Source organism: Paenibacillus farraposensis, from assembly GCF_020736845.1.
Taxonomy (GTDB): Bacteria; Bacillota; Bacilli; order Paenibacillales; family Paenibacillaceae; genus Paenibacillus; species Paenibacillus farraposensis.
Map to the genome: position 1 here is coordinate 210,913 of NZ_JAFFQR010000112.1, position 21,709 is coordinate 232,621.

General features: G+C 47.2%; 22 protein-coding genes and 1 tRNA gene. 6 read left to right on the forward strand and 17 right to left on the reverse strand.

Annotated elements, in window-relative coordinates; all coding sequences use genetic code 11:
- Nucleotides 1-24 precede the first annotated feature (24 nt).
- From JO375_RS19460 to JO375_RS19470, 3 genes are all read right to left on the reverse strand, one after another.
- Nucleotides 25-765 (reverse strand): acetoacetate decarboxylase, encoded by a 741-nt coding sequence (locus JO375_RS19460; RefSeq protein ID WP_229526016.1) that lies wholly within the window; start codon nucleotides 763-765, stop codon nucleotides 25-27.
- 80 nt (nucleotides 766-845) lie between these two features.
- Nucleotides 846-2,030 carry an acetyl-CoA C-acetyltransferase gene (locus JO375_RS19465; protein ID WP_229526017.1) on the reverse strand — a complete coding sequence of 395 codons (1,185 nt, stop codon included), beginning with the start codon at nucleotides 2,028-2,030 and terminating at the stop codon, nucleotides 846-848.
- 1,058 nt (nucleotides 2,031-3,088) lie between these two features.
- Nucleotides 3,089-3,176: transfer RNA gene (locus JO375_RS19470), tRNA-Leu, on the reverse strand.
- A 221-nt stretch (nucleotides 3,177-3,397) separates the two neighbouring features.
- Here JO375_RS19470 and JO375_RS19475 point away from each other — a divergent pair.
- Nucleotides 3,398-3,793, forward strand: coding sequence for a hypothetical protein (locus tag JO375_RS19475; protein WP_229526880.1), 396 nt, complete (start codon nucleotides 3,398-3,400; stop codon nucleotides 3,791-3,793).
- Nucleotides 3,794-3,923: 130 nt separating this feature from the next.
- Here JO375_RS19475 and JO375_RS19480 read toward each other — a convergent pair whose 3' ends face one another.
- The 5 genes from JO375_RS19480 to JO375_RS19500 form a co-directional block, all read right to left on the reverse strand.
- A complete protein-coding gene (locus JO375_RS19480; protein ID WP_229526881.1) occupies nucleotides 3,924-4,253 on the reverse strand; it encodes a carboxymuconolactone decarboxylase family protein in 330 nt (109 codons plus the stop codon).
- Nucleotides 4,254-4,373: 120 nt separating this feature from the next.
- Complete coding sequence (locus JO375_RS19485) at nucleotides 4,374-4,598, reverse strand: hypothetical protein (protein WP_229526018.1); 225 nt, start codon at nucleotides 4,596-4,598, stop codon at nucleotides 4,374-4,376.
- Nucleotides 4,599-4,737: 139 nt separating this feature from the next.
- Nucleotides 4,738-5,082: a hypothetical protein gene (locus JO375_RS19490; RefSeq protein ID WP_229526019.1), complete on the reverse strand. Its 345-nt coding sequence runs from the start codon at nucleotides 5,080-5,082 to the stop codon at nucleotides 4,738-4,740.
- Nucleotides 5,083-5,184: 102 nt separating this feature from the next.
- Nucleotides 5,185-5,757 (reverse strand): xanthine phosphoribosyltransferase, encoded by a 573-nt coding sequence (locus JO375_RS19495; RefSeq protein ID WP_229526020.1) that lies wholly within the window; start codon nucleotides 5,755-5,757, stop codon nucleotides 5,185-5,187.
- An 85-nt stretch (nucleotides 5,758-5,842) separates the two neighbouring features.
- Nucleotides 5,843-6,448, reverse strand: coding sequence for a DedA family protein (locus tag JO375_RS19500; RefSeq protein ID WP_229526021.1), 606 nt, complete (start codon nucleotides 6,446-6,448; stop codon nucleotides 5,843-5,845).
- 140 nt (nucleotides 6,449-6,588) lie between these two features.
- Here JO375_RS19500 and JO375_RS19505 point away from each other — a divergent pair, with 140 nt between their 5' ends.
- On the forward strand, nucleotides 6,589-7,695 hold the full coding sequence (locus tag JO375_RS19505; protein ID WP_229526022.1) for a YkvI family membrane protein: 1,107 nt from the start codon (nucleotides 6,589-6,591) through the stop codon (nucleotides 7,693-7,695).
- On the opposite strand, the gene JO375_RS19510 is transcribed toward JO375_RS19505, so the two are convergent.
- Complete coding sequence (locus JO375_RS19510; RefSeq protein ID WP_229526023.1) at nucleotides 7,692-8,816, reverse strand: glycosyltransferase family 4 protein; 1,125 nt, start codon at nucleotides 8,814-8,816, stop codon at nucleotides 7,692-7,694. The two genes, JO375_RS19505 and JO375_RS19510, sit on opposite strands and share 4 nt — an antisense overlap.
- 193 nt (nucleotides 8,817-9,009) lie before the next feature.
- Between JO375_RS19510 and JO375_RS19515 the strand changes: the two genes are divergently transcribed.
- A complete protein-coding gene (locus JO375_RS19515) occupies nucleotides 9,010-10,203 on the forward strand; it encodes a GGDEF domain-containing protein (RefSeq protein WP_229526882.1) in 1,194 nt (397 codons plus the stop codon).
- A gap of 87 nt (nucleotides 10,204-10,290) precedes the next feature.
- Here the strand turns inward: JO375_RS19515 and JO375_RS19520 are convergent, their stop codons facing one another.
- Nucleotides 10,291-11,073 (reverse strand): pseudouridine synthase, encoded by a 783-nt coding sequence (locus JO375_RS19520; RefSeq protein ID WP_229526024.1) that lies wholly within the window; start codon nucleotides 11,071-11,073, stop codon nucleotides 10,291-10,293.
- Complete coding sequence (locus JO375_RS19525) at nucleotides 11,070-12,734, reverse strand: RsmB/NOP family class I SAM-dependent RNA methyltransferase (protein ID WP_229526025.1); 1,665 nt, start codon at nucleotides 12,732-12,734, stop codon at nucleotides 11,070-11,072. Before JO375_RS19525 ends, JO375_RS19520 begins: the two co-directional genes overlap by 4 nt.
- 163 nt (nucleotides 12,735-12,897) lie before the next feature.
- Here JO375_RS19525 and JO375_RS19530 point away from each other — a divergent pair, with 163 nt between their 5' ends.
- Entirely contained in the window at nucleotides 12,898-13,425 is a 528-nt protein-coding gene (locus JO375_RS19530) for a thioredoxin family protein (RefSeq protein ID WP_229526026.1), read from the forward strand.
- A gap of 88 nt (nucleotides 13,426-13,513) precedes the next feature.
- On the opposite strand, the gene JO375_RS19535 is transcribed toward JO375_RS19530, so the two are convergent.
- Genes JO375_RS19535 through JO375_RS19545 form a run of 3 tightly spaced genes read right to left on the reverse strand, consistent with a single transcriptional unit; the run spans nucleotide 13,514 to nucleotide 16,017 of the window.
- Nucleotides 13,514-14,074, reverse strand: a complete 561-nt coding sequence (locus JO375_RS19535; RefSeq protein ID WP_229526027.1) for a DUF309 domain-containing protein — start codon at nucleotides 14,072-14,074, stop codon at nucleotides 13,514-13,516.
- Between the two features lie 3 nt (nucleotides 14,075-14,077).
- Nucleotides 14,078-14,887 carry a GTP pyrophosphokinase gene (locus JO375_RS19540; RefSeq protein ID WP_229526028.1) on the reverse strand — a complete coding sequence of 270 codons (810 nt, stop codon included), beginning with the start codon at nucleotides 14,885-14,887 and terminating at the stop codon, nucleotides 14,078-14,080.
- Between the two features lie 35 nt (nucleotides 14,888-14,922).
- Nucleotides 14,923-16,017, reverse strand: a complete 1,095-nt coding sequence (locus JO375_RS19545) for a quinone-dependent dihydroorotate dehydrogenase (protein WP_229526029.1) — start codon at nucleotides 16,015-16,017, stop codon at nucleotides 14,923-14,925.
- A 216-nt stretch (nucleotides 16,018-16,233) separates the two neighbouring features.
- On the opposite strand from JO375_RS19545, the gene JO375_RS19550 reads away from it, so the two are divergent.
- The gene (locus JO375_RS19550; protein WP_229526030.1) at nucleotides 16,234-16,380 is read left to right on the forward strand and encodes a hypothetical protein; all 147 of its coding nucleotides are present in this window, start codon (nucleotides 16,234-16,236) and stop codon (nucleotides 16,378-16,380) included.
- Nucleotides 16,381-16,407: 27 nt separating this feature from the next.
- Here JO375_RS19550 and JO375_RS19555 read toward each other — a convergent pair whose 3' ends face one another.
- The 3 genes from JO375_RS19555 to JO375_RS19565 all read right to left on the reverse strand — a co-directional run bounded on the left by JO375_RS19555 (nucleotide 16,408) and on the right by JO375_RS19565 (nucleotide 19,775).
- Nucleotides 16,408-17,820, reverse strand: a complete 1,413-nt coding sequence (locus JO375_RS19555) for a L,D-transpeptidase (protein ID WP_229526031.1) — start codon at nucleotides 17,818-17,820, stop codon at nucleotides 16,408-16,410.
- A 270-nt stretch (nucleotides 17,821-18,090) separates the two neighbouring features.
- Complete coding sequence (locus JO375_RS19560; protein WP_229526032.1) at nucleotides 18,091-18,333, reverse strand: ferredoxin; 243 nt, start codon at nucleotides 18,331-18,333, stop codon at nucleotides 18,091-18,093.
- A gap of 161 nt (nucleotides 18,334-18,494) precedes the next feature.
- Complete coding sequence (locus JO375_RS19565) at nucleotides 18,495-19,775, reverse strand: DNA polymerase IV (RefSeq protein WP_229526033.1); 1,281 nt, start codon at nucleotides 19,773-19,775, stop codon at nucleotides 18,495-18,497.
- 288 nt (nucleotides 19,776-20,063) lie between these two features.
- On the opposite strand from JO375_RS19565, the gene cimA reads away from it, so the two are divergent.
- Nucleotides 20,064-21,680, forward strand: coding sequence for a citramalate synthase (gene cimA, locus JO375_RS19570; protein ID WP_229526034.1), 1,617 nt, complete (start codon nucleotides 20,064-20,066; stop codon nucleotides 21,678-21,680).
- The last annotated feature ends 29 nt before the right edge of the window (nucleotides 21,681-21,709 follow it).

Here is a 21,709-nt window from a genome sequence, read left to right on the forward strand (position 1 = left end):
TATATATTTTTAGGAAAGCAAGCTTTATTGGAGATAATCATAGAGGACTCTTCCATATGGAAGCGTTAAATCGGCAATAAAATGTTTTCCGCCAATATAAGATTTAACCGGCAAATCGGCCACAGGAGCGTTGACATGGGGAATCAGGCTTAATCTGGCAGGCCCTGACCAGGCTCCTTTTACAGTAATGTTTTCAAGATTATACGCCACTAACTGAGCAATCTTTGGGGTACCATCAACATCAGGAATCAATTTTAAATTAACCTGCGTTTTTGCGATGGATTTAGCCGTTTCCTGTTCATCAAGAATGTTATATTTAAAAGGCATCGTTCCCATGGCCACCAAGGCGTTATTATAAAGTAATGTACCTGTCAGCGTCTCCGTTTCCTCAACGCTCAGGCGGGGCCTCGCCCATTTTTTCGGAAATCCCCAAATTTCACGTCCCCCAAGAATAGCAGGCGCGTTATCCAAATACATTTGGGCCACAAAATTACATGGTTCTCCATGAAAAGTACACGGAATGACAATACCGCTTTCCTCATAGCTTCCTAAACCGGATGAATCAGGCATCTTGATCCATTCATAGGAAACAGTATTGCTTCCATCCGGCTCAAGAGGTTCCGGGACCGCCTGTCTAATCGCAGCGGGATCAGATTCATAGGTAACTATAAAAAATTCCCGGTTGATGAAGCGGCATGGCGGGCGTCCATAACTGGCGCTGGCCGCCGGCATGGATTGGAGTGAAAGTACATCTTTTTGATTCATAGCGATCTCCCTTCCTTGTATGAGGCAGTTCAAAAAGTCATCACTTCGGTGCGAAAAACCTTGTTCTTTTGAACAGCACTTTAAATGAGTGCATTTTCAACCAGCATCGCTATTCCCATTCCCGTTCCGATGCATAACGAAGCTATGCCGTAACGGGAAGATCTTCGCACCATTTCATGAACCAACGTAACCAAAATCCTAGCACCGCTTGCACCAACAGGATGCCCGATCGCGATCGCGCCGCCATTGACATTCGCCTTCTCCGGATTGACCCCAAGCTCTTTCATTACCGCTATTGCTTGTGCGGCGAATGCTTCATTAATTTCAAAAAGATCAATGTCATCAATGGACATTCCCTGTTGCTTAAGAAGTGTCGAAATGGCTTTCACCGGTCCCATTCCCATATATGCAGGGTCAACACCTACAAGTGAATAACCCTTGATATATGCCAATGGCTTTAACTCATGCTCCTTGCATTTGTCTTCCGACACTACAAGCATAGCCGCTGCACCATCATTGATCCCCGAAGCATTTCCGGCGGTAACCGTTCCGTTCTCCTTAAACGCAGTTTTTAAAGTAGCAAGTTTTTCTTTCGTTGTATTTCCTCTTATGTGTTCGTCCTCTGTGAAATAAATCGTTTCTTTTTTGTTTTTGATCATGACCGGAACAATCTGCCCTTCAAAAACCTTCTTGTTTTTTGCATCTAAAGCCTTTATTTGGCTTTCATAGGCAAATTCATCTTGCTCAAGTCTTGAAATTCCATATTTTTCGGCAACATTTTCTGCGGTAATTCCCATATGGTAATTGTTGATCGGACACGTAAGGCCGTCGGCCACGAGACAGTCTACCAATTCACCATTGCCAAGCTTGTAGCCGTTTCTTGCATTCCTTAACAGATAAGGTGCGTTCGACATGCTCTCCATGCCTCCGGCCAAGACGATGTCCCCTTGTTCCGCCAATATCGAATTGTAGGCTAAAGCGACGGCATGAAGTCCAGAACCGCAAACCGTGTTTATCGTTGTTTCGGGTACATCGATGGGAATACCGGCTTTTAGGGCCGCCTGTCTGGCAGGATTTTGGCCATTGCCCGCCTGAAGAACATTTCCCAAATAAATCTGATCAATTAAAGCAGGCTCTAATTTACTTTGCTGAAGGCATGCTGTCATCACGGTTGCTCCCAGTTCAGGAGCGCTTAGGGGCGCAAGGGATTTGTTAAAAGAGCCAACCGCCGTTCTCAACGGGCTTACTAAAGCTACTTTTTTCATAAAAACTCACATTCCTTTCGCTGTGTTCAAAACACAATACATCCATGATTGCACTTCAATTCGTAATTTCTGCTCTTAACGTACGACACGCGAGCGACTACAAAATACATTTACATGCGAGCATATCACGGTGCCTAAGACGGTGAGTGTGACGGTTCGATCGCCTTCTTTCCCTCTTTCTCCCATTGGGAATAAAAAACAGTTTTATCATAGTTCCAATACCGTTTTTGCTCAATGCTCAAAAAAATACATATTTTTTTATACTGATATGTATAAAGCTATATAACCTAAAATAAACAGCTCATTCTAATGTTTTCTGTTAATTTCTTTATTTTTCTGAAAACCATAATCAAAAATTCAATTTATTGTTAAATACAGACTTCTAATCAACATGTGAGAAAGACGAGCCTCATCGTTAATTTTTCCCATTTCCCTCCTCATTTCGCCCTTCTTTTCTTCATAAAAGCCTCTAACTCATCACTGGGAAATTAAAAATTGTACCCAAAATTTCCCAAAGTGGTTTCTCCTTTAAATATTTATTGATCTTCGTCATGGTTCAATATAACTTGCGATCTCAAGAAATCTCGGAAGAATTCTATAAAACTCCGACTCTATTCATACGTCGTAAAGATACTTATGAAACTGTAGCTATATCCGAATTTATCCGGATTTCAAGACAGAGGTTCAATCTTACTTAACCTGCCATCGAAAGTAATCGGCAATATCCTACATTTTGGAGCAGTGTCAACATCTCTCGAATAATAACAACCAAAAGTAAAGGGGCTGTCCCATAAGTCATGAAAATGACGGGGACAGCCCTTTTAAACGCCGACACAGTTGTACCAGCTTGCTGCTTGCTAACGGTGTCAGTTTAAAGGAAATACAGGATGGTTGGAGCATAGCCATTATTCCACCACCGCCACCATTTATGTTCATCTTGAATACAGTTTAAAGCTTTCCTCAGCTCAAGTGATCAGCAATACCTTGCAAATTCCGATTATGCAAAAAGCTCCTGAATCTCCTCGGGAGGAAACTCAAGAGCTTGTTCATTGTTAGGTTGGTGCGGTCGAGAGGACTCGAACCTCCACGGGGGGTTAGCCCACACGGACCTGAACCGTGCGCGTCTGCCAATTCCGCCACGACCGCATGTATTTTGCCAATATCTTAGAAAGATAACTTTCTTAGCGACAAGATAGATCATACCACTCTCGTATCAAGATGTCAAATCTTTTTTATTTTTTAATTCTCGCTTGATAATTCAGGAATAATAGATTAGAACAGGAACATAAGTTCTCAGGAACGTAGGTTCTATATTCATTCAGCCAGATATGCGTTATCACCCTATTCCCCTAAGGCGGTGAATGGTTATAATCTCTTCTGTTATTGCTCAGAATGAATTGTCGCTTGTAAAAAGTTATCTGCTGCTTTCCTTTATTCAAAAAGTACTTGAGCGGGACAGTCTGATTCTTGAAGAAAGCGGTGCCACCTATATAAATAAAGGAAATAATAAGCAGTTCAGTATGGCTATGCCTGCATTCCGCAAGGAAATGTATGAACGAATGCGTGCATATCTGGGACTCCCAACCTCTATACCTCATACCGCTACCTTTCCTTTACCTGAAAAACATCGCCCCGATTTTCCAGACAGCCACTTAGCCATCAAACCTCTCCGGTTCGCTGAACGGAATCTGGTTACACCTTCCCCAGCCTATAAACGTAATTCGCTTCGCCCCGCTGCTACTGCCACAAACGGAAGCGCATAATCCCCGTATAACCCGCAACCGCAAGAAGCTTCCACAAGCACCAACCGTGTGCCCGGAAGCTTCTCTACATCAATGTTACTTAGGACTGCCCTTCCTACCCGCTACGAACGGTATCTATAAATCATTCGCTTTATTGTAGCGCCTTCTGTACTCGGGTAACCCCTTGACTAAGTGCATGTCCTCCGCCTACCGCTGCCGCCACAGCAATGGTCTCCATGATCTCCTGATCACTGGCTCCTTTAGACCGGGCCTCGTCCACATGATAAAATGTGCATACCTCATTGTTGGCAAATAAACCAATGCCGAGTGCAATCAGTTGCTTGGTTTTCTCATCCAGACTACCGGCTTGAAAGCACTCTCCGGTAAAACGATGATAGGCATGAACGACCTCCGGCAGCGTATCTTCCAAATGGCTGATTTGATCCTTGTATGCATGTACTTTTTCACTCATAACCGTCATTGACACAGCACGTCCTCTCATGTTGAAGTTATTCCTCTTTACTGTGTCCGGTTTAGAGTTTCTGTATGCCTGCTGAGGCACCAAAATTATGATATCCACCCCTAGTTAAGGGGTATCCCCCTAATCATCTAGTTCTACCGGATTGTGACGTGGCTCACTGAAAGGCTGATATGTATAACTGCGATCCAGTTTGACCACACGCCGATTCTGGCGGCGGATGAGCACTTGCTTATCATCCCAGGCCAAGACAATACCAATGACATCATTGGACTCCAAGCCATCCCGTACGACACGCACTTTCTCGCCAGAAAGCCGATAAGCATCCAATTCTTCATCTAAAATCATACTTCTCCCCCTTTCACACCCTCTTTAGGTATCAATCGTCTTCAAATATATACATTAAAAAGCTTAAAAAGAGACCTAAACGAATCAATTAGGTCTCTTCTCACTTACTTCTTATATGGATTGCCAACAGAGCGACAAATTATCCCGACTGATTTACACTGTGATCGTGTTCTTTTGTATCGTTCTTCTCGTACCAGAAGTCCAGCACTTGTGCAGACAACACTCGCTGCTCTACATACTCCACTTGGTGGGCAGTAAATTCTTCTTTCCAAGAGAAGGACAATTCATCGCATAGGTTAACCAACGTCAGCAACTCAGACCAGGCCACATAGCGTTTATACCAAAAAAACTGAGGATGTTCAATCATATAGGGATACAAATCATCGAATTCCGTATGCTTACAATCCAAAGCGCGTTCAAAATGTACTTTAGCCGCTGCCAGTTTTTCCAGAAAAAACTGTTCGGTCAAATGTTCTTGCCCCATGTTGCTGCCTCCTCTCCCAAAACCTTATCTACATTATAAGCGAAATTGAGGTTCATGCAAAGGTATTATTACAAATAGGGGGCAGGAACCGTCGAATTGTTACTATTCAGCAAATTCGATCTTACCCTCAGCGAGCGATGAGATTTTGACCAATGACTCTACACGAATGCCCTGTTCACGAATCGTTCTCGCTCCAGCTTGAAAGCATTTTTCCACTGCGACGCCAAATCCGACGAGCTCGGCTCCCGAACGCTGAATGATTTTAACCACGCCCCGCGCGGCATCGCCATTAGCGATAATATCATCAATGAATAACACACGATCATGCTCATGAATAAATTGGCGGGATAGTATAATATCCGTGACAATCCCTTTCGTGAACGAAGGTACGCGCTCACACAAGGCGTCCGAGTCAGCCAATAAAGTCTTTTTACGCCGGGCAAATACCAACGGGACTCCCAGTTCCAGCGCTGTCGCAAAACCGACGGCAATGCCTGAAGATTCCACGGTCACTATTCTGGTGATCTTTTCTTCCCGGAAACGGGCTGCGAACTCTCGTCCCATTTCCATCGTTAGTTCCGGATCAACCTGGTGGTTAAGCAAACTATCCAGCTTCAACACCTGATCTGACGCAATCACACCTTCATTTAAAATTCGTTTCTTCAATACTTCCATTCCATGACCTCCCAAGGCATTCCTATGCGGTAAAAGTACCATACTTCACCAGTCGCTTTCAAGCTAAAGTCTGCTTTGCAAACGGTCACGTCACATTTTTTTTACGCTTGTTCCAGAACCATGCGGTAATTCCCCCCAAAATGATCAAAAGAATGACGACTAAACCTATCCGATGCGTCACCTTCTCCATCAGCCTTGCCACCTGTTCCCAGTGCATGCCCACCGCATGTCCAATTCCCAGAAAAGTCCCACACCACAGCAGCGCTCCTGCGGATGCATAACTGATATAGCGAAAAACACTTAGACGAGTTGTACCTGCCAGATATGAGGACACATGTCTCAAGCCGGGGACAAAATACCCGAACAGAATCCCCCAGGTACCGTAGCGTCCGAACCAATTTTCGGAATAGGCAATCCTGGAGGGGGTAAGCCTCACCCATTTACCATATCGGTTCAGCAGCGGCTTGCCCAGCAGACGGCCGAGCGTGTAGCTAAGCATCATACCTGTCATACTTCCAGAAAATGTAACTACCAGCGCGACAATAAAATTGTAGTGTCCCTGAGACACGAGTCCACCGAAGGCGATCATCAGCACTTCGTCAGGGATCGGTATGCCAGCTACTCCAAGAGCAAGCAAGCCGAACATTGCCAAATATCCGTATTCCAGTATCCATGCGAGGATTTGACCCATAAATTACGCTCCCGTCAAGCTATTCATTGATTTCACTATAGTTATTTCAGTTTCATCCAGTCATGTCCCATTTCAGTTGAACATAGTTTGTATTATATGCTCGGTGTAGCGTCATTCAAGCAAGATGAGGGGGACAGGAAATGAAACGAAATATTCATGTTTTGCAAATTGCTTTTACATACATCGGCACAATCGTTGGTGCCGGATTCGCTACCGGACAAGAAATATTACAATTCTTTACTCAGTATGGACGTTGGGCTACACTCACGATTATGTTGTCCACACTCGTATTTATATGGCTGGGTACAAGAATGATGCTAATGGCTCATGATATTTCAGCTCAATCCTACGAGGATCTGAACAAGCACCTGTTTGGCTCCAATGCCGGAAAATGGATCAGCTGGTTCACGCTCATTGTATTGATCGGCGTGAACAGTGTCATGCTGGCGGGATCCGGCTCTGTTTTTGTAGAGCAACTGCATCTGCACTACCAAACCGGACTGCTCATTACACTGATTGGAACTTACCTGCTGCTAAATAAAGGCATTAAAGCGATTCTCCATATGAATACCATTGTTGTCCCGCTGATGATCACGATATCCATTCTGCTTGTTCACAGCACCCTCTCTATGCCCAACCCGCATAGTTTTATTACGAATACCACGGATCACAGTGCATTGCGAACATGGATTTCCCCAATTTTGTACACGTCCTTTAATCTGGCTATGGCCCAGGTCGTGCTTGTCCCCCTGGGGAGCCAAACCTACTCCCGCAACACCATCCGTTGGGGCGGCGTTTTGGGTGGAATTGGTGTCGGCTTTATGCTGATGGCTGCGCATTTTGTCATGTCAGCGCAAATGCCGGGTATTCAGCAATTTGAAATTCCGATGGGCAGTATTGCCTATCGGCTAGGCGCCCTCGTCGAAATTATTTACATTTTACTTATTTTCATGGAAATCTTCAGTACTTTTGTGGCTGATATTTATGGACTCAGTCTACAAATTCGCCAGCATGTCCAAGTTTCACCCAAGCTGGTCACATTATTCATTATGCTCACATGTTTTCTAATCAGTCAGTTCGGCTTTAGTTCGCTGTTATCCGTTCTCTACCCTATTTTCGGAGTACTCAGCCTGATATGGGTCAGCAAACTGATTATGGCAGGACGCGGAAAACCCATCCGCTCCTCACGTCCTCATTCCAGCTTCCGGTATCCTAACTCCAAATCAGGCGATACACGCCATGGTTAATGCGGAAACTTCAGATACATTTTCTTAAGTTCATTAACCGCTCTACTCAAGGAATAGTTTGATTTAGCCTTGTCGCAAGCAGATCTAGCCAGCTCATAACGGTAGGCAGGATCTGCAATAACCTTTTCCAGTGCGTCTGCCAGTGCCTTCGGATTATCAGGCGGCACGAGCAGACCATTAACCCCATCCTCAATTTGCTCCGATATTCCCCCCACCTCTGTACCGACCAATGCCAGGCAGCTTAACGCTGCTTCGGCAAAGACGGATCCAAAAGCCTCCGCCCGTGAAGGCAGAACAAACACATCAAAGAAAGGCATAAACTCTTCCGGATGAAGGGTATAACCATAAAAAATCGTCTCATGGTAAATATCCAGCTGACGCGCCATCTCTTCCAGCTCCGGGCGAATCGGACCGTCCCCGATAATATGAAGTACATAGTTCTGATTTCTCTTCTTCAGTTCAGCACAGGCCTTCAATAAAATATCCAGTCCTTTGGCCGGAACGAGGCGACAGACGGTGATCAGCTGTGCCACTTCATTTTCGTGAGGGATGGGCTTGAAGCGCTTCTCATCATAACCATTCGGAATGACCGAAATATCTTGCGGATTCTGTACATACGGTGTTAAATAATGCTGGAAAGAATGAGATACCGCGATCAGGCGATCCGCCTTATGCTCCATTTCCCGATACAGCGACACCAGGAATTGGTGCTCAGGCCCGCCTTCCTCTATTTTACCGTTTAGAATGAGCTCCTTTTCATAAGATGAGTGAATCGTCTGTACGAGCGGTGTGTCCGGAAAGACGCTTTTCATGGCGATCCCGGCAATCGGGTGATGAGCATGAATGAGATCAAAGGACTTCTGAATACGAAGCCGGGTCCACCACAAATAGTCACGGTATGTCTGGATATATTTTTGAACTACTGGATATTGTTCATATTGCCTCCAGTCAAAGGTATCGAATAGTACCTTGTCTCTCCCTTTGTTACGAATCCGCTTAGGGATTGAGAACAGCTCCATTTCCCAACGGGGAGACATAAATCGCTCTTGCAAATACGGAACCATGGATGAAACACCGCCCGGTTGCTCGGGTGGGAAAAAGAGAGCCTGTAGCAATTTCATGACTTGCTTCCCCTTTCAAGCATTGTACTGCCCGGAACACTGCTGTATGTATAGGTTTCCGGAAATTCTGAAAGATGTTATATTGAAAATAAATGTTAGGCTCAAAAGAAAATTATAACATTTTAAATCGAATCAATCTTGTCTATTGTATCGGAACGATATCTCCCGTTCAATAGATAAACTATCTAGACAGATGGAGTCGGTGACGGTGACGTTGTTGTCCTTAAGGGGAACATGGGGATTCCCATCTTTGGCCGAGGCCGTAAGTGCAGCCTGCGGTTTGTATATTATACTCATGATGGCGCTTATGTGCGTAATCATTTATAGCAGACAGCGAAAAAAAGCCTATCTTCTTTTTTCAGTTGCCGCTATCTTTATTATGACATATGAAGCCATGAATCTCTATTCGGCATGTGGAGGTCAGGTGCAGTTGCATTGGATTGTGTGGAAAAACACACTGGAGGCGTCTGCCTTCATGCTCATCAACGCAGCCGTACTTCAGCTTTACCGGAAGCTCAAACGTGCGGGAGTATGGGCTCTGCTGGTGCTGGGCGCGTTATTGATATTGCCGGTTCTTGCCTGGGCTGCGAGCTTACTGCCCGCCTGGATCAGCACAGCGAAGCTGGTGGAATTTACGCTGTTTTATCGAGCATTGGTGCTTATACTAAGCGCCGTATTCATTCTCCCGCGAATCGGACAGCCCAAGAAATATTCAGCCAGTCTACTTCTGTATTTGCTCTGGCTTGCCTATCTGTGGCTGGGAGGTGACATCCCTGCTGGAGAAGGTATGGAAAATACAGTGCTGTGGATGTCATTTTTGCCTTTGCTGTATTACACCACGCTGTTTATCATCCTGTTTGAACGGATTGTGGAGCTGCTGCAAAGGATTTACCGTTCTTCCATCACAGATGGCCTGACGGGGCTGTACAACCGCAAATACTTTTCGGGACGATTGCGGCGATACATGGAGCAGGGAATACGTGTATCCGTCATTTTTTGTGATATCGATAATTTCAAAAAGCTGAATGATACACAGGGACACGCCCGTGCCGATGAAGTACTGAAGCAGGTCGCTCAGATTATGGAGGATGAGCTGGATGAAATCGGACTGACCGGACGTTACGGCGGCGAGGAACTGGTCGCGATGGTTGTAGATCGACGGGCCAAGGTCGAGCAACTTGCAGAACGTATTCGTGAACGGGTCGCCGAGGAAAGCATTGTAACCATCAGTGTCGGCTACAGTACAGTCAAGAAGGAAATGACTCCGGAGGAACTGGTCAATCAGGCCGATGAGGCGATGTACATCTCCAAAACTACCGGTAAAAACAAGGTTACAGCTTATAAAGCGGCAGAAGTAAAAAAAAGCCGGACCGCACGCGCACAATAATTCGCGCCCGCCATCCATTATCTGTGAATATAAAATGACGCACAGTGAGCTCTTATAAGAGCCTGTGCGTCACTCATTTTATCGCCATTAAGTCTCTGACGTTGCAGATTCCATATCCCGCCCGATCCATGCCAATTCCTCTTGGGTCAGCTCACGATAACTACCGAGCGGCAGCTGTTCATCCAGCCTTAATGGGCCCATGGCCGTTCTTTTTAAATAGGTTACCCTTTTACCGACCGCCTCGAACATCCGCTTCACCTGATGAAATTTCCCTTCATGGATCACCAGGGAAATATAAGAAATCACTTCTTTATCCGCCTGCTGCGGATATTCGTGCCGAAGGATGGTCAGTTGGGCTGGAAGCGTAACATAACCGTCATCCAGCTCCACTCCTGCAGCAAAGTGATGGACATCCTCTTCCGTAACATGTCCCGATACGACAGCCTCGTACGTTTTGGGTACATGACGCCGTGGGGACAACAGTTCATGCGCCAGCTTGCCGTCGTTGGTCAGCAGCAACAGCCCTTCTGTATCTTTATCCAGTCTCCCTACCGGAAAAGGCTCAAAATGTCGCTCCTCTGCACTAAGCAAATCCAGCACCGTTCGTTCCCGCAGATCCTCGGTGGCAGATATGACACCTGGCGGCTTGTGCAGCATGATATAAATATGCTCCCGAAAATCAACACGTTCCCCATTCACTTCAATCTGATCATGGTAAGGATGCACCTGCAGGCCGCTATCTTTGACGGTTTGACCGTTCACGGTGATCGTCCCTTGTTTCACCTGCTTCTTGATATCGCTCCGGGAACCATATCCCATATGGGTTAACACCTTGTCCAGACGCTGCGTCTGTCTGCCCTTTCCACTCATGCTGATGTCCACCTCCAGCCTGATGGATATTCATTTTTGAGGATGCCGTCCTGCCATTTCCCCCATCCGACAGCATATCCGTCAATGCATATCAGAGCATAACCTTTGGGCTGTGCCCCATTTTGCAGTGTGATTCGCTGAACCGGGATAGATAAGGTCTCACCCTTTAGATAACGGATAGCCTCAGCATCCGAACTGGAGAGGTTTATGCTTCTTACCGCCTCAGATGGCCGCAAAGCTGCCGCCAGCGGATGCGATGGGACAAATCGACCGTTCTTGTCCGTTCCCATATACCAGCCCGCGCGCACCACTTTAAGGCCTTTCAAACGATGTGAGGCCAGCGGCGACTGATAGATGTGATCTCCATAGGCGACCGTGTATCCAGTAAGCGACACCTGCAGTTGCTCTTGTACAAACTGACGATAAGATTCCGTTACATCATGCGATGTACGTGCAGCCGATTTTGCGGTCTCTTTGCCAGCACGGAATTTACTACCCTCAAAGCCGCGTGCGCTCGCTCCTTTACCTAACTTCCCGTCTGTTCCTTTTTTACTTCGTGTTGGCTCGGCAGCGTCATATCTGCTCAGTTTGCTGCGGGTTAACGATCCCCCGGCAGACGAATACCGATTTGTAGGCGAACGTTTCGCACCTATATTCAAAGCCTTTTCAGCCTTATCGGCGGATTGAATTGAAGCCCCGGCTCCCCAAAGATCTGCTGCCGTAGCGACACGATTGCCCTTATGCTGCAATACCGCGATAAAATGCCCCTCGCCCTCTATAAGGTGCGGCCAAAGACGGGCTGTTCCACGCAGTTCAGGGTGGGCTGCCGCAACCGCTTCACTCACCCATTCCGGGTGCCCTGGTGCAAAACCCGCTTCCTCAGGCACAGGCATAACCTCAAAATCAGGATGCGCCACCAGAAATTCCGCGATCATCCCCTCATTTTCCTCCGGTGCGAAGGTGCAGGTCGAATAAACAATCCTGCCCCCTTCCCCCAGCATCGAAGCCGCTACACGTAAAATGTCACGCTGCATGACCACACATTTTTCTACGGAATGCGTTTCCCATTGCTTGATCATGTTCTCATCCTTGCGAAACATGCCTTCTCCCGAGCATGGCGCGTCAATTAAAATCTTGTCAAAAAAATGGGGAAAAGCATCGGCGATGCGCTCCGGACTTTCATTCAGGATCACGGCATTACGCACCCCGCATAATTCCACATTTTTGGCCAACGGCTTGGTTCGTTCCGCATTAATATCATTCGTTACCAAAACGCCGCTACCTTGCAGCTTGGCAGCGATTTGGGTCGACTTCCCTCCCGGTGCAGCACACAAGTCCAATACAGCTTCACCCGGAGCTACATTCAGAAGCTCTACAGGAGACATGGCACTGGGTTCCTGTATATAATACAAACCGGCAAAATAGTAAGGATGCAAGCCAGGCTTCATACCGTATGGAATATAAAAGCCAGTGCTGCACCATGGAATCGGCCGCAGCTCCAATGGCAAAATCGCCTTGAACGCCTCCACCGGAATTTTTAACGTGTTGACACGTAATCCCGCATGAGGCGTATGATCATAAGCAGCCATAAAAGCTTCAAATTCATCACCGAGCAGTTGCTCCATGCGCTTCGCAAATGCTGTAGGGAGCTGTACACTCATAATCGCAATCATCCTGTCCTGTTAAAATAAAATTTATTGTACCATAATCAGCCCGTGATACCGCAATATTCATGTAATTTGCAAACTTTCACTACAGTCTGTAATGTTGTATAATAATGAGATTCCTAGTTACATATTTTGAAATTTGATAGGAGAGATTACATTGAACGCTCAAAAATCCAACAAAAAAAAGCTTATCCCTGTCATCGGCTTTTTTGTTGTACTGGCCATTTTATTGGGAGTGCTGTTCGCTTTGAATTCCGGAACTAAAAATAAGCTGTATGGCGTACCCACAGCTTCTTTAAAGCCTGCCACTCAAGAACTGCTGAATGATCCAAACTATCAGCAAATTATTAAGCCAGAGGATCTGCAGAGCAAAATTGACAAAAAGGAAAGTTTTTTTGTTTATCATTTCGCATCCGACTGTGTTCATTGCCGCGCCACTACTCCTCAACTGATGCCTTTGAGCAAGCAGGAGAATATCACAATGCATGAGTTTAATCTGCGCGAGTATGAAGACGGCTGGAACAAGTACAACATTGAATATACGCCTACGCTAGTCTATTACGAAAAAGGCGTGGAAAAGGATCGTATGGTCGGCGGCTTGAAGGAGAACCCTTCTGATAACGGCTTTACGCTTGACGATTTCAAAGCTTTTTTTGAGAAATACAAAAAGAACGTAACCTCCTAAAGGACCGTTCGTTCATTTCGGAACGATAAAGCAGCCCGATCCTCCTGCAAATGGATCGGGCTGCTTGCTTATTTCGGCGCGCTTCGAATTACGTCGCGTCCTTCGTCCCAGGCGAAAAGCCGCCAGCAGCCTGTCTGCGCCTGATTGAAGCTTCCAGCGCCTGCTGGCGCTGCGCATGCTTCTCCCCACGCCGGGGGCCCCTCTGCTGCGGGATATTGGCCGGAATGGACGACGACGCATCCTTCACCGCCTGGCGCAACCCGGGCTCGACGATTTCAATCGTCAAATCCCGATAAATCAGCGGCTGGTGCCCACGATGTTCCACACCAGCGCCAACAAACTCGGCGAGCTGGCGGGCATAAGCACGCGCCTCGTTCACCAGCTTTGCCAAATTAATGCCGAGCGCGTGCGGAGGAGCATGCTCCAGCCTATGTACCGCACTGTCAAGCATCATATGCCCGCCACGATAGTTGCCATTGCGAAAATGATACAGCCCTACAGCTACTTGCAGCAGTCCTTTATATACAGGGTCACGGTCCAGCTTAAGCCATAGCTCTTCCAGTGCCTCATGACATTCAAAATAATCCCGATCCCGATTGAAGTATACCAGGTAAGCCACGTATAACGGTTCATAGGAAGGGTTCACCATTTACTATTCATCCCTGTCTTCTTCCTTGTTAGAGGACTCCAGCATTTGTTTAACCTCATCGTGAAGCTGCTTGATTCCTTCCATGTCATGCTGCTCCCACAGCTCATTGAACCTGCGCTGTGCATCGATCGTTTCGCTGATTTTATGGTAAAAATACAAGCGGTGCATTCCCGTTAGCACTTTGGAAATGATATTGGCCTCATCCTCAAATTTTCTCTGCGCTTCCAGAATTTCCAGGCGAATAGAGGACATCTCATTATCTAATACAAAGGCTGCCTCAGCTGCCTTTTTCAACCGTGTCCGTATTTCATCCGGCAGGCTTTCACGATACTTATAGCTTAGCGAATGCTCAATGGTGGCCCAGAAGTTCATAGCCAGTGTACGAATCTGAATTTCTGCCAGTACAATTTTCAACCCCAATGCTGTCTGCACCGGATATTCCACAATCATATGAAAGCTACGATACCCGCTATTTTTATAGTTGGTGATATAGTCCTTTTCATACAACACGGTCAAATCCTTGCGTTCTCGAATATACTCGGCTACCCGCCGGATATCCTCCACAAATTGACACATAATACGGATACCAGCAATGTCCTCAATTCCCGTCTCCAGCTGATCGGAAGGAACCTGCAATCTCTTGGCTTTATTCAGAATGCTTGATATTTTTTTAACCCGTCCGGTTACGAATTCGATAGGAGCGTATTCCTCGCGCTTTTTCAGCTCCGCGCGCATTGTTTTGAACTTGACCTTAAGCTCCTCCACCGCCTGATCGTAAGGCAGTAAAAATGTTCCCCAGTCTCTACCGTCCATCCCCGTACCTCCTGTCTCTTCCGACACCACATTTTTTATCTGTGATCTGCACCAACAGCCTCGGTTATATGTCTAAAGCCGTCCTTTCGAAGCAGTTCACGCAGACCGGCATGTAATGCCCGGTTCACTTCCGGCCCTTCGTAGATCAATGATGTATAAATTTCAATCAGGCTCGCGCCTGCTTTAATTTTGTCATAAGCATCACAACTGGTGAAAATGCCGCCCGATCCGATAATAGGCAGTTTCCCCTCCGTCTGGCGGTATACCCGTCCGATGACCTCTGTGGAACGGTCACGTAGCGGCTTACCGCTCAGTCCTCCCGTTTCGCTCGCATTTCGGTGCGTCAGGCCAGCCCGGGATATCGTTGTATTGGTCGCAATGATCCCGTCCACTCCGCTGGCAGCAATCGCATCGGTCATATATTCCAGTTCCTCATCCGACACGTCAGGCGCAATTTTAACAAGCACAGATTTGACTGCGCCATACTTGGCCGCCTGCACTTTGATCTCTGCCCGAACCGCTTCCAGCAATGATTTCAGCTCACTGCCGTGCTGAAGCTTTCGTAAATCCGGTGTATTCGGTGAGCTAATATTCACCACAAAGAAGTCCGCATACGGATATAATGTGGAAATACACTTTTCATAATCCTTGTGTGCATCCTCATTGGGTGTAATTTTGTTTTTGCCAATATTAACAGCGACCGGAACAGGCCGATGCTTGAGTGCAGCCAATCGTTCGGCCATACTCTCCGCACCCAGGTTGTTAAAGCCCATCCGATTGACCAATGCCTCATCCGGAGGCAGCCGGAACAAGCGAGGTCGGTCATTTCCGGGCTGTCCCACAGGTGTCACCGTGCCTACCTCCATAAAGCCAAACCCGATCGAGGAAAAACCGGCAACCGCTTCGGCGTTTTTATCCAATCCTGCAGCCAGTCCAATTGGGTTGGGAAAATGAATGCCAAACAGATCGACGGCAAGATCCTCCGTTTCCTTGACTCCGTACATCCCCCGCAGCATTGCTGCCCCGCCGGGAAGCGACCCTGCATGCTTTAAACCATCAATGACTACATGATGAGCCGTCTCCGGGCTCATTTTGAAAAAAACAGGTTTCACAATCCTTCGATACAACACGTTTCATCCACTCCGTTCTATGCCTTGCGCAGTCCTTAAAAAACACCACTACAAAATAGTTTAGCTTTTTCCATTCCAAAAAGAAAGTAATTTGCGAGGTTCGGCATCAGAACAATTCAGCTGTCATGGATATGTCATTGAAAATGTATAATCAAACCATTTACAATGGACATTAGTAAGACAGGCTTTTAGCCCGTCAGAAAAGAGGGATTGCTGATGAAGACCAAGCGTAGGACGCCCAGTCTGCAAAAGAAAAAGGACGAGGTGAACAAGAAGGCGATTGTATGGACCGCCGTCAGCTTTGTTCTCCTCATCGTTGTCATTGCACTGGTCATTGTATTGGCACAAGCGGGGACCCGTTAACAGCAAGCAGCTACCGCTTCAAGGAGGCTAATTTAGCCAGTGATAGGTTTTGCGGGGATTCATCTGATCATGCTTCGGCTCACTCGCAAATCGGGTACCGGGCACAAGCACCTGATCAGGCAATCCCCCGTTACCAATAACTACTTCGGTACCTGAAGGTACGAGAGCAAACAATTCCTCTACATCCTTCTTGCCCATACGGACGCAACCCAACGATTCGTTTTTGCCGATGCTGTTTGGCTCGTTTGTACCATGGATAGCGTAATTCGTTGCAGACAGCTGCATTCCACGGCTGCCAAACTCACCGTTCGATTTGCCGTTCGGATTAACCACTTTATCAGTAATTACAAATTTCCCTTCCGGTGTCCTTTCCCCGCCTAATCCGACAGGATAATTGCGGATTAGCACGTTGCCGCTCACCAGTCCGAGCCTGTGCCTGGATTTGTCTACTACAATCCGCAGCGGCTGGCCCAGATAAGGCCGTCCATGCAGTGACGATGCCAGCAAAGGACTGTTTTCAGCCGCGGAGCCGGTTTGCTCTTCTGCCTCCTGTCCCGGAGAAGCAAGCAAATTGCGCATAGGCATAAAAGCCTTCTTTATCCCTCCCGTCGTACCGTACATGGTGTTATCGGGAAAATCTCGGGTCAGCTCATCCAGACTCCGGGGAAGACGTTGATGCTGCGAACGAAAAGCACGCATGGAGCTATTCATAACAGCCAGTTCTTCCTGGCCGGCGGCCCATTCCAGACCTGCCTTGCGAAGCTTTTCCCTGTCAGACGGCTTGCAAGCGCACGCAGCGGCGTCATAAGACTGAACAGCTAATCCGCCGTTACCTTGGTTCTGTACACGAAGCAAGGGCTGCATTCCTTCTCTCCAAAGTAACCATGATCCGCTTTGCTCCATGCCCAGCACAGTGGTTTTGAACGGCAGACGATTGGTCTTTGCCAGCATTTCAGCAAGCGCCGTGCCAGCTCCACTCCCTTTTCGGGCTTGGGCCGTAAACACGCCATTAGCATTCGTCATGTCGATCGGAGCTGTCTCCTTTGGATCAGCACTCGACACTTCCACGCTACTATCGACTGCGGAACGCCCGGTTTCGGATGCAACGAATGCGTTCTCGTTTGAATGCTTCGGCGCGTTGGCTGAGGGGACCCACATGAGCAAAATTACCATAAGCGCAGTTAACAGATAACGTCTTCGGGCCGATCGCCGCTCCCTCTCCTTGGACATCTGAACCAGTTTTTCCTGATATTCCATCCATACGTCTGCCGGAATCTGTTTATGCTCGAAGGCTTCGAACACTTCCCCCGCGCGATTGAAGCAATAATTTGCTTTACCCTCCTGACCGCTGCTTTCATACTCTTTACCGAGTAAATACCAGGCCATTTTATTATCAGGATGCTTTTTTACATACGATTTAAGATGCGGCGAACGGTCCATTATATCCTCCTGATCGTGTAATCTTGCATACTTGCCTATTATGTAATATCGGTCAAAACGGGCCAGATGGACAGCACATAAGAAAAACGTCTATCGACGTATTTTCACGGAAGCCAGACAGCGCAAGCGGAAGTTTTTCTTGCGATTATAGAATAGTACAGCCTCGCTGAACCCATTCTATAATTTTAAAAAAACAGCATCGACAGCATACTTTCACCGATATACGGCGAAGGTAGCTGTCGATGCTGTTCCGATCCAAGAGACCTGTACTTAACCTTCTTTATTGAACGGCTCGTCCGCCACTTTGATGGAATCTGTGGGGCAGCCATCGCAAGCATCCTGCATATCATCATACAGGTCTTCCGAGATTGCCTTGATGCCTTGGTTTCCATCTCCCTCAAAGATCACTTCAGCCAAACCTTCATCATCATAATCATAAATGTCCGGTGCTGTAGCGCCGCAGGCTCCGCAAGCAATGCATGTATCTTTTTCTACCCAGGTGTATTTAGCCATAACTGTTCTCTTCCTCCTATACAATCAAACAAACCAGCTTTTGTATTCTATTCACATATTAATACAAACACAAAATTATTACAAATTATTTTCCTTTATCCTTAACGCAAAAAACACTTATAGTACGAGCTTTCGAGACTTTTTATCCATTCACCAGGGACTCATTCCGGAGCTGGCAAATTGTCCCTTTGCAGCGAGGTTCCGCGCAGCTTGGAATTGCGCAGAAGCACAGAAGGATCATCCCCCAGCATCGCGGCTGTCACAATGGCATTTTCACCAAATTTGTCGCGCAGCGCATCCATTGCTTTCAATAAACTTTCTTTCTTGGGCTGGTCCTGATAATCAAAAAGATCCAGCTGAACGGCCGCTTCCTCCTTCGGAATGAGCTGCTGCAGCGTAATACCCAGCAAGCGTACAGGCTTGCCCTCCCCCCAGTGGCGGCGATACAGCGCACATGCTTCCTTATATATGTCTTCAGCGCTTTCCGTAGGGGTGCTTCTCATCTGAGAACGGGTAAAGGTCTTCATTTCCGGCGTCCGGATCGTCAGCTGAATGCCACCTGCCAACATTCCATGTCGTCGAAGCCTCCGGGCTACCTGATCGCTAATATTAAGAAGTACCCGCTGAGCATCTTCCAGCTCCACCGCATCCATAGGCAGGGTAGTCGTGTGACCGATGGACTTGTTGGGCTCCCGTTCTGTGCTGACTGGGGAATGATTAACTCCGTTAGCCGCCAATTTGAGCCACGATCCAGTCACGCCAAATACGCCAATTAGCATGTGTTCATCCGCCTTGGCCAATTGCCCGATGGTGCGAATGTTCATTTGTCGAAGCTTATCTGCCGTTTTGTGCCCCACTCCAAACAACTGACTGCAAGGAAGATTCCATAAAACGCCAGGTACATCACGCAGCCGTAAAACCGATATCCCACGCGGTTTTTTCAGATCAGAGGCCATTTTCGCCAACAGCTTGTTGGGCGCCACTCCGATCGAGCAGGGCAAGCCCAGCTCATCATTTATTCTGCGCTGGATTTCCTCCGCAATTTCCAAAGGTGTTCCAAACTGCTTGGAGCCTGTAATGTCAAGATAACATTCATCAATTGAAGTTGCTTCCAACATAGGCGTATACGAATATGCAATGCTCATAAATGCTTTGGAATAGCGGCGGTACAGGTGAAAATCAGGCTGTATAACGATCAGCTGCGGACAAATGCGGCGGGCCTGCTGGACAACCATCCCTGTTGAAATCCCCAAGCGCCGGGCTTCGTAGGAACAGGTTACAATTACACCTCTGCGCAGCTCACTGCTGCCGGCCACGGCAGTAGGCAATCCCGTATATTTTTCCGGCTCCTCCGCTGCATGGACGGAACAATAAAAAGCATTCATATCTACATGCAAAATAACTCGTCCATCGGCCGGATAATAAGCACTGACATCTTTCACGCTCAACCCTTCTTTTAACTGTAAAATTCGCCCGCTCTCACGGGAATATGCCCCTTGGTTTTATTTTTGATTCTAGATACTATCCCTATTTTACATGAGATTAAAGACTTTGCGGCCACAAAATGATAATTATATATTACATTTAAAGTCATAAGTTGATATAATCGAGAATCATACGAGCAAGGCAAGCTGACGCTTTTCTGTTTTTAAGCGTTAATCAATTAAATAGATCTGCTTAAAAGAGCAAAGTTTCATTAATCTGAGCAATCCGCAAAGGAGGAGTCCCTCATGTCCACCTCTATTTCGATTTTTGATACAACGCTGCGAGACGGTACTCAAGGAGAAGGAATTAGCTTGTCTGCTGACGACAAATTGAAAATCGCCAAAAAACTCGATGATCTTGGTGTTCATTATATTGAAGGCGGGATTCCCGGGAGCAACAGCAAAGATATCGAATTTTTCAAACGGGTGCAAGAGCTTGGACTTAAGGCCAAAATTGTCGCCTTCGGCAGTACGCGCCGAAAAGACAGCATCGCAGCACAGGATGTCAATCTGCAGCGGATTCTGGAATCCGGTGCCCAGGCTGCTACACTGGTAGGTAAATCATGGGATTTCCATGTACACACTGCTTTGCAGACGACATTGGAGGAAAATTTGTCCATGATTTATGATTCCATCGCCTTTTTAAAACAAGGAGGCATGGAGGTTATTTTTGATGCCGAGCACTTTTTTGACGGGTATAAAAACAACCCCGATTATGCGCTCGCCGTCTTGAAAAAAGCGGAAGAAGCGGGTGCGGACTGGCTCGTGATGTGCGATACAAACGGCGGCACCATGCCGCATGAGGTACATGAGATTGTCTCTACACTCCATAGCCAACTGACTAGATCACAGCTGGGTATTCATACGCACAATGACTGTGAATTGGCTGTAGCCAACACGCTTAGTGCAGTTCAGGCAGGCGCAAGACAGGTGCAGGGTACCATCAACGGATATGGTGAACGATGTGGCAATGCCAATCTGTGCTCTGTCATTCCGAATTTGCAGCTCAAGCTCGGCTACGACTTCCTGGGTGATATCAAGCTAAAGCAGCTCTACAATACAGCCCGCTTTGTTAGCGAAATTGCGAACGTCAATATGCCTGTGAACCAGCCTTACATCGGCAATGCCGCTTTTGCCCATAAAGGCGGTATCCATGTATCAGCTATTATGCGGGACTCGCGAACTTATGAGCATATCGCTCCTGAACTCGTAGGGAACAAGCAGCGGGTACTGGTTTCCGAGCTGGCTGGACAAAGCAACGTTGTGTCCAAGGCCCAGGAACTGGGCATCTCCCTCGATCCTTCCAGTGAAGAAGCGCGTGGCGTTATTGGCCGCATCAAGGAACTGGAGCATCAGGGTTACCAGTTTGAAGGAGCCGATGCTTCGCTGGAATTGCTCATTCGTGAAGCCGGCGGTGAAATAAAGGAAATGTTCTCCTTTGAGTCCTTCAAGGTGCTGGTGGAAAAAGCCGCAGACCGCCCGGTTGTATCCGAAGCATTCTTGAAGCTGAATGTGGCAGGGACGAGTGTTTATACCGCTGCTGAAGGAAACGGCCCTGTCAATGCGCTCGATAATGCACTTCGCAAGGCACTTTCCCAATATTTCCCTGCTTTGCAGGATATGCATCTGGCAGACTACAAGGTACGTGTACTGGATGAAAAAGATGCCACTGCCGCCAAAGTGCGGGTACTTATAGAATCCAAAAATTTTGAAGATGTCTGGAGTAACGTAGGCGTATCCGAAAATGTTATTGAAGCTAGCTGGGAAGCTCTCTTGGATAGTTTCCGTTATGCGCTGCTCGAAGTGCCGGCTCCTAAAAATGAGCAGACAGAGCCTACTCACCAGGGATTAGTTAACCATTAATCAGGTGACGGCATGATTTTAGAAGGTGT

Coding starts and splice junctions, on each gene's coding strand:
- JO375_RS19460 (WP_229526016.1), bottom strand. CDS start 765: ATGAATCAAAAAGATGTACTTTCACTCCAATCCATGCCGGCGGCCAGC.
- JO375_RS19465 (WP_229526017.1), bottom strand. CDS start 2,030: ATGAAAAAAGTAGCTTTAGTAAGCCCGTTGAGAACGGCGGTTGGCTCT.
- JO375_RS19480 (WP_229526881.1), bottom strand. CDS start 4,253: ATGACGGTTATGAGTGAAAAAGTACATGCATACAAGGATCAAATCAGC.
- JO375_RS19485 (WP_229526018.1), bottom strand. CDS start 4,598: ATGATTTTAGATGAAGAATTGGATGCTTATCGGCTTTCTGGCGAGAAA.
- JO375_RS19490 (WP_229526019.1), bottom strand. CDS start 5,082: ATGGGGCAAGAACATTTGACCGAACAGTTTTTTCTGGAAAAACTGGCA.
- JO375_RS19495 (WP_229526020.1), bottom strand. CDS start 5,757: ATGGAAGTATTGAAGAAACGAATTTTAAATGAAGGTGTGATTGCGTCA.
- JO375_RS19500 (WP_229526021.1), bottom strand. CDS start 6,448: ATGGGTCAAATCCTCGCATGGATACTGGAATACGGATATTTGGCAATG.
- JO375_RS19505 (WP_229526022.1), top strand. CDS start 6,589: ATGAAACGAAATATTCATGTTTTGCAAATTGCTTTTACATACATCGGC.
- JO375_RS19510 (WP_229526023.1), bottom strand. CDS start 8,816: ATGAAATTGCTACAGGCTCTCTTTTTCCCACCCGAGCAACCGGGCGGT.
- JO375_RS19515 (WP_229526882.1), top strand. CDS start 9,010: ATGGAGTCGGTGACGGTGACGTTGTTGTCCTTAAGGGGAACATGGGGA.
- JO375_RS19520 (WP_229526024.1), bottom strand. CDS start 11,073: ATGAGTGGAAAGGGCAGACAGACGCAGCGTCTGGACAAGGTGTTAACC.
- JO375_RS19525 (WP_229526025.1), bottom strand. CDS start 12,734: ATGAGTGTACAGCTCCCTACAGCATTTGCGAAGCGCATGGAGCAACTG.
- JO375_RS19535 (WP_229526027.1), bottom strand. CDS start 14,074: ATGGTGAACCCTTCCTATGAACCGTTATACGTGGCTTACCTGGTATAC.
- JO375_RS19540 (WP_229526028.1), bottom strand. CDS start 14,887: ATGGACGGTAGAGACTGGGGAACATTTTTACTGCCTTACGATCAGGCG.
- JO375_RS19550 (WP_229526030.1), top strand. CDS start 16,234: ATGAAGACCAAGCGTAGGACGCCCAGTCTGCAAAAGAAAAAGGACGAG.
- JO375_RS19555 (WP_229526031.1), bottom strand. CDS start 17,820: ATGGACCGTTCGCCGCATCTTAAATCGTATGTAAAAAAGCATCCTGAT.
- JO375_RS19560 (WP_229526032.1), bottom strand. CDS start 18,333: ATGGCTAAATACACCTGGGTAGAAAAAGATACATGCATTGCTTGCGGA.
- cimA (WP_229526034.1), top strand. CDS start 20,064: ATGTCCACCTCTATTTCGATTTTTGATACAACGCTGCGAGACGGTACT.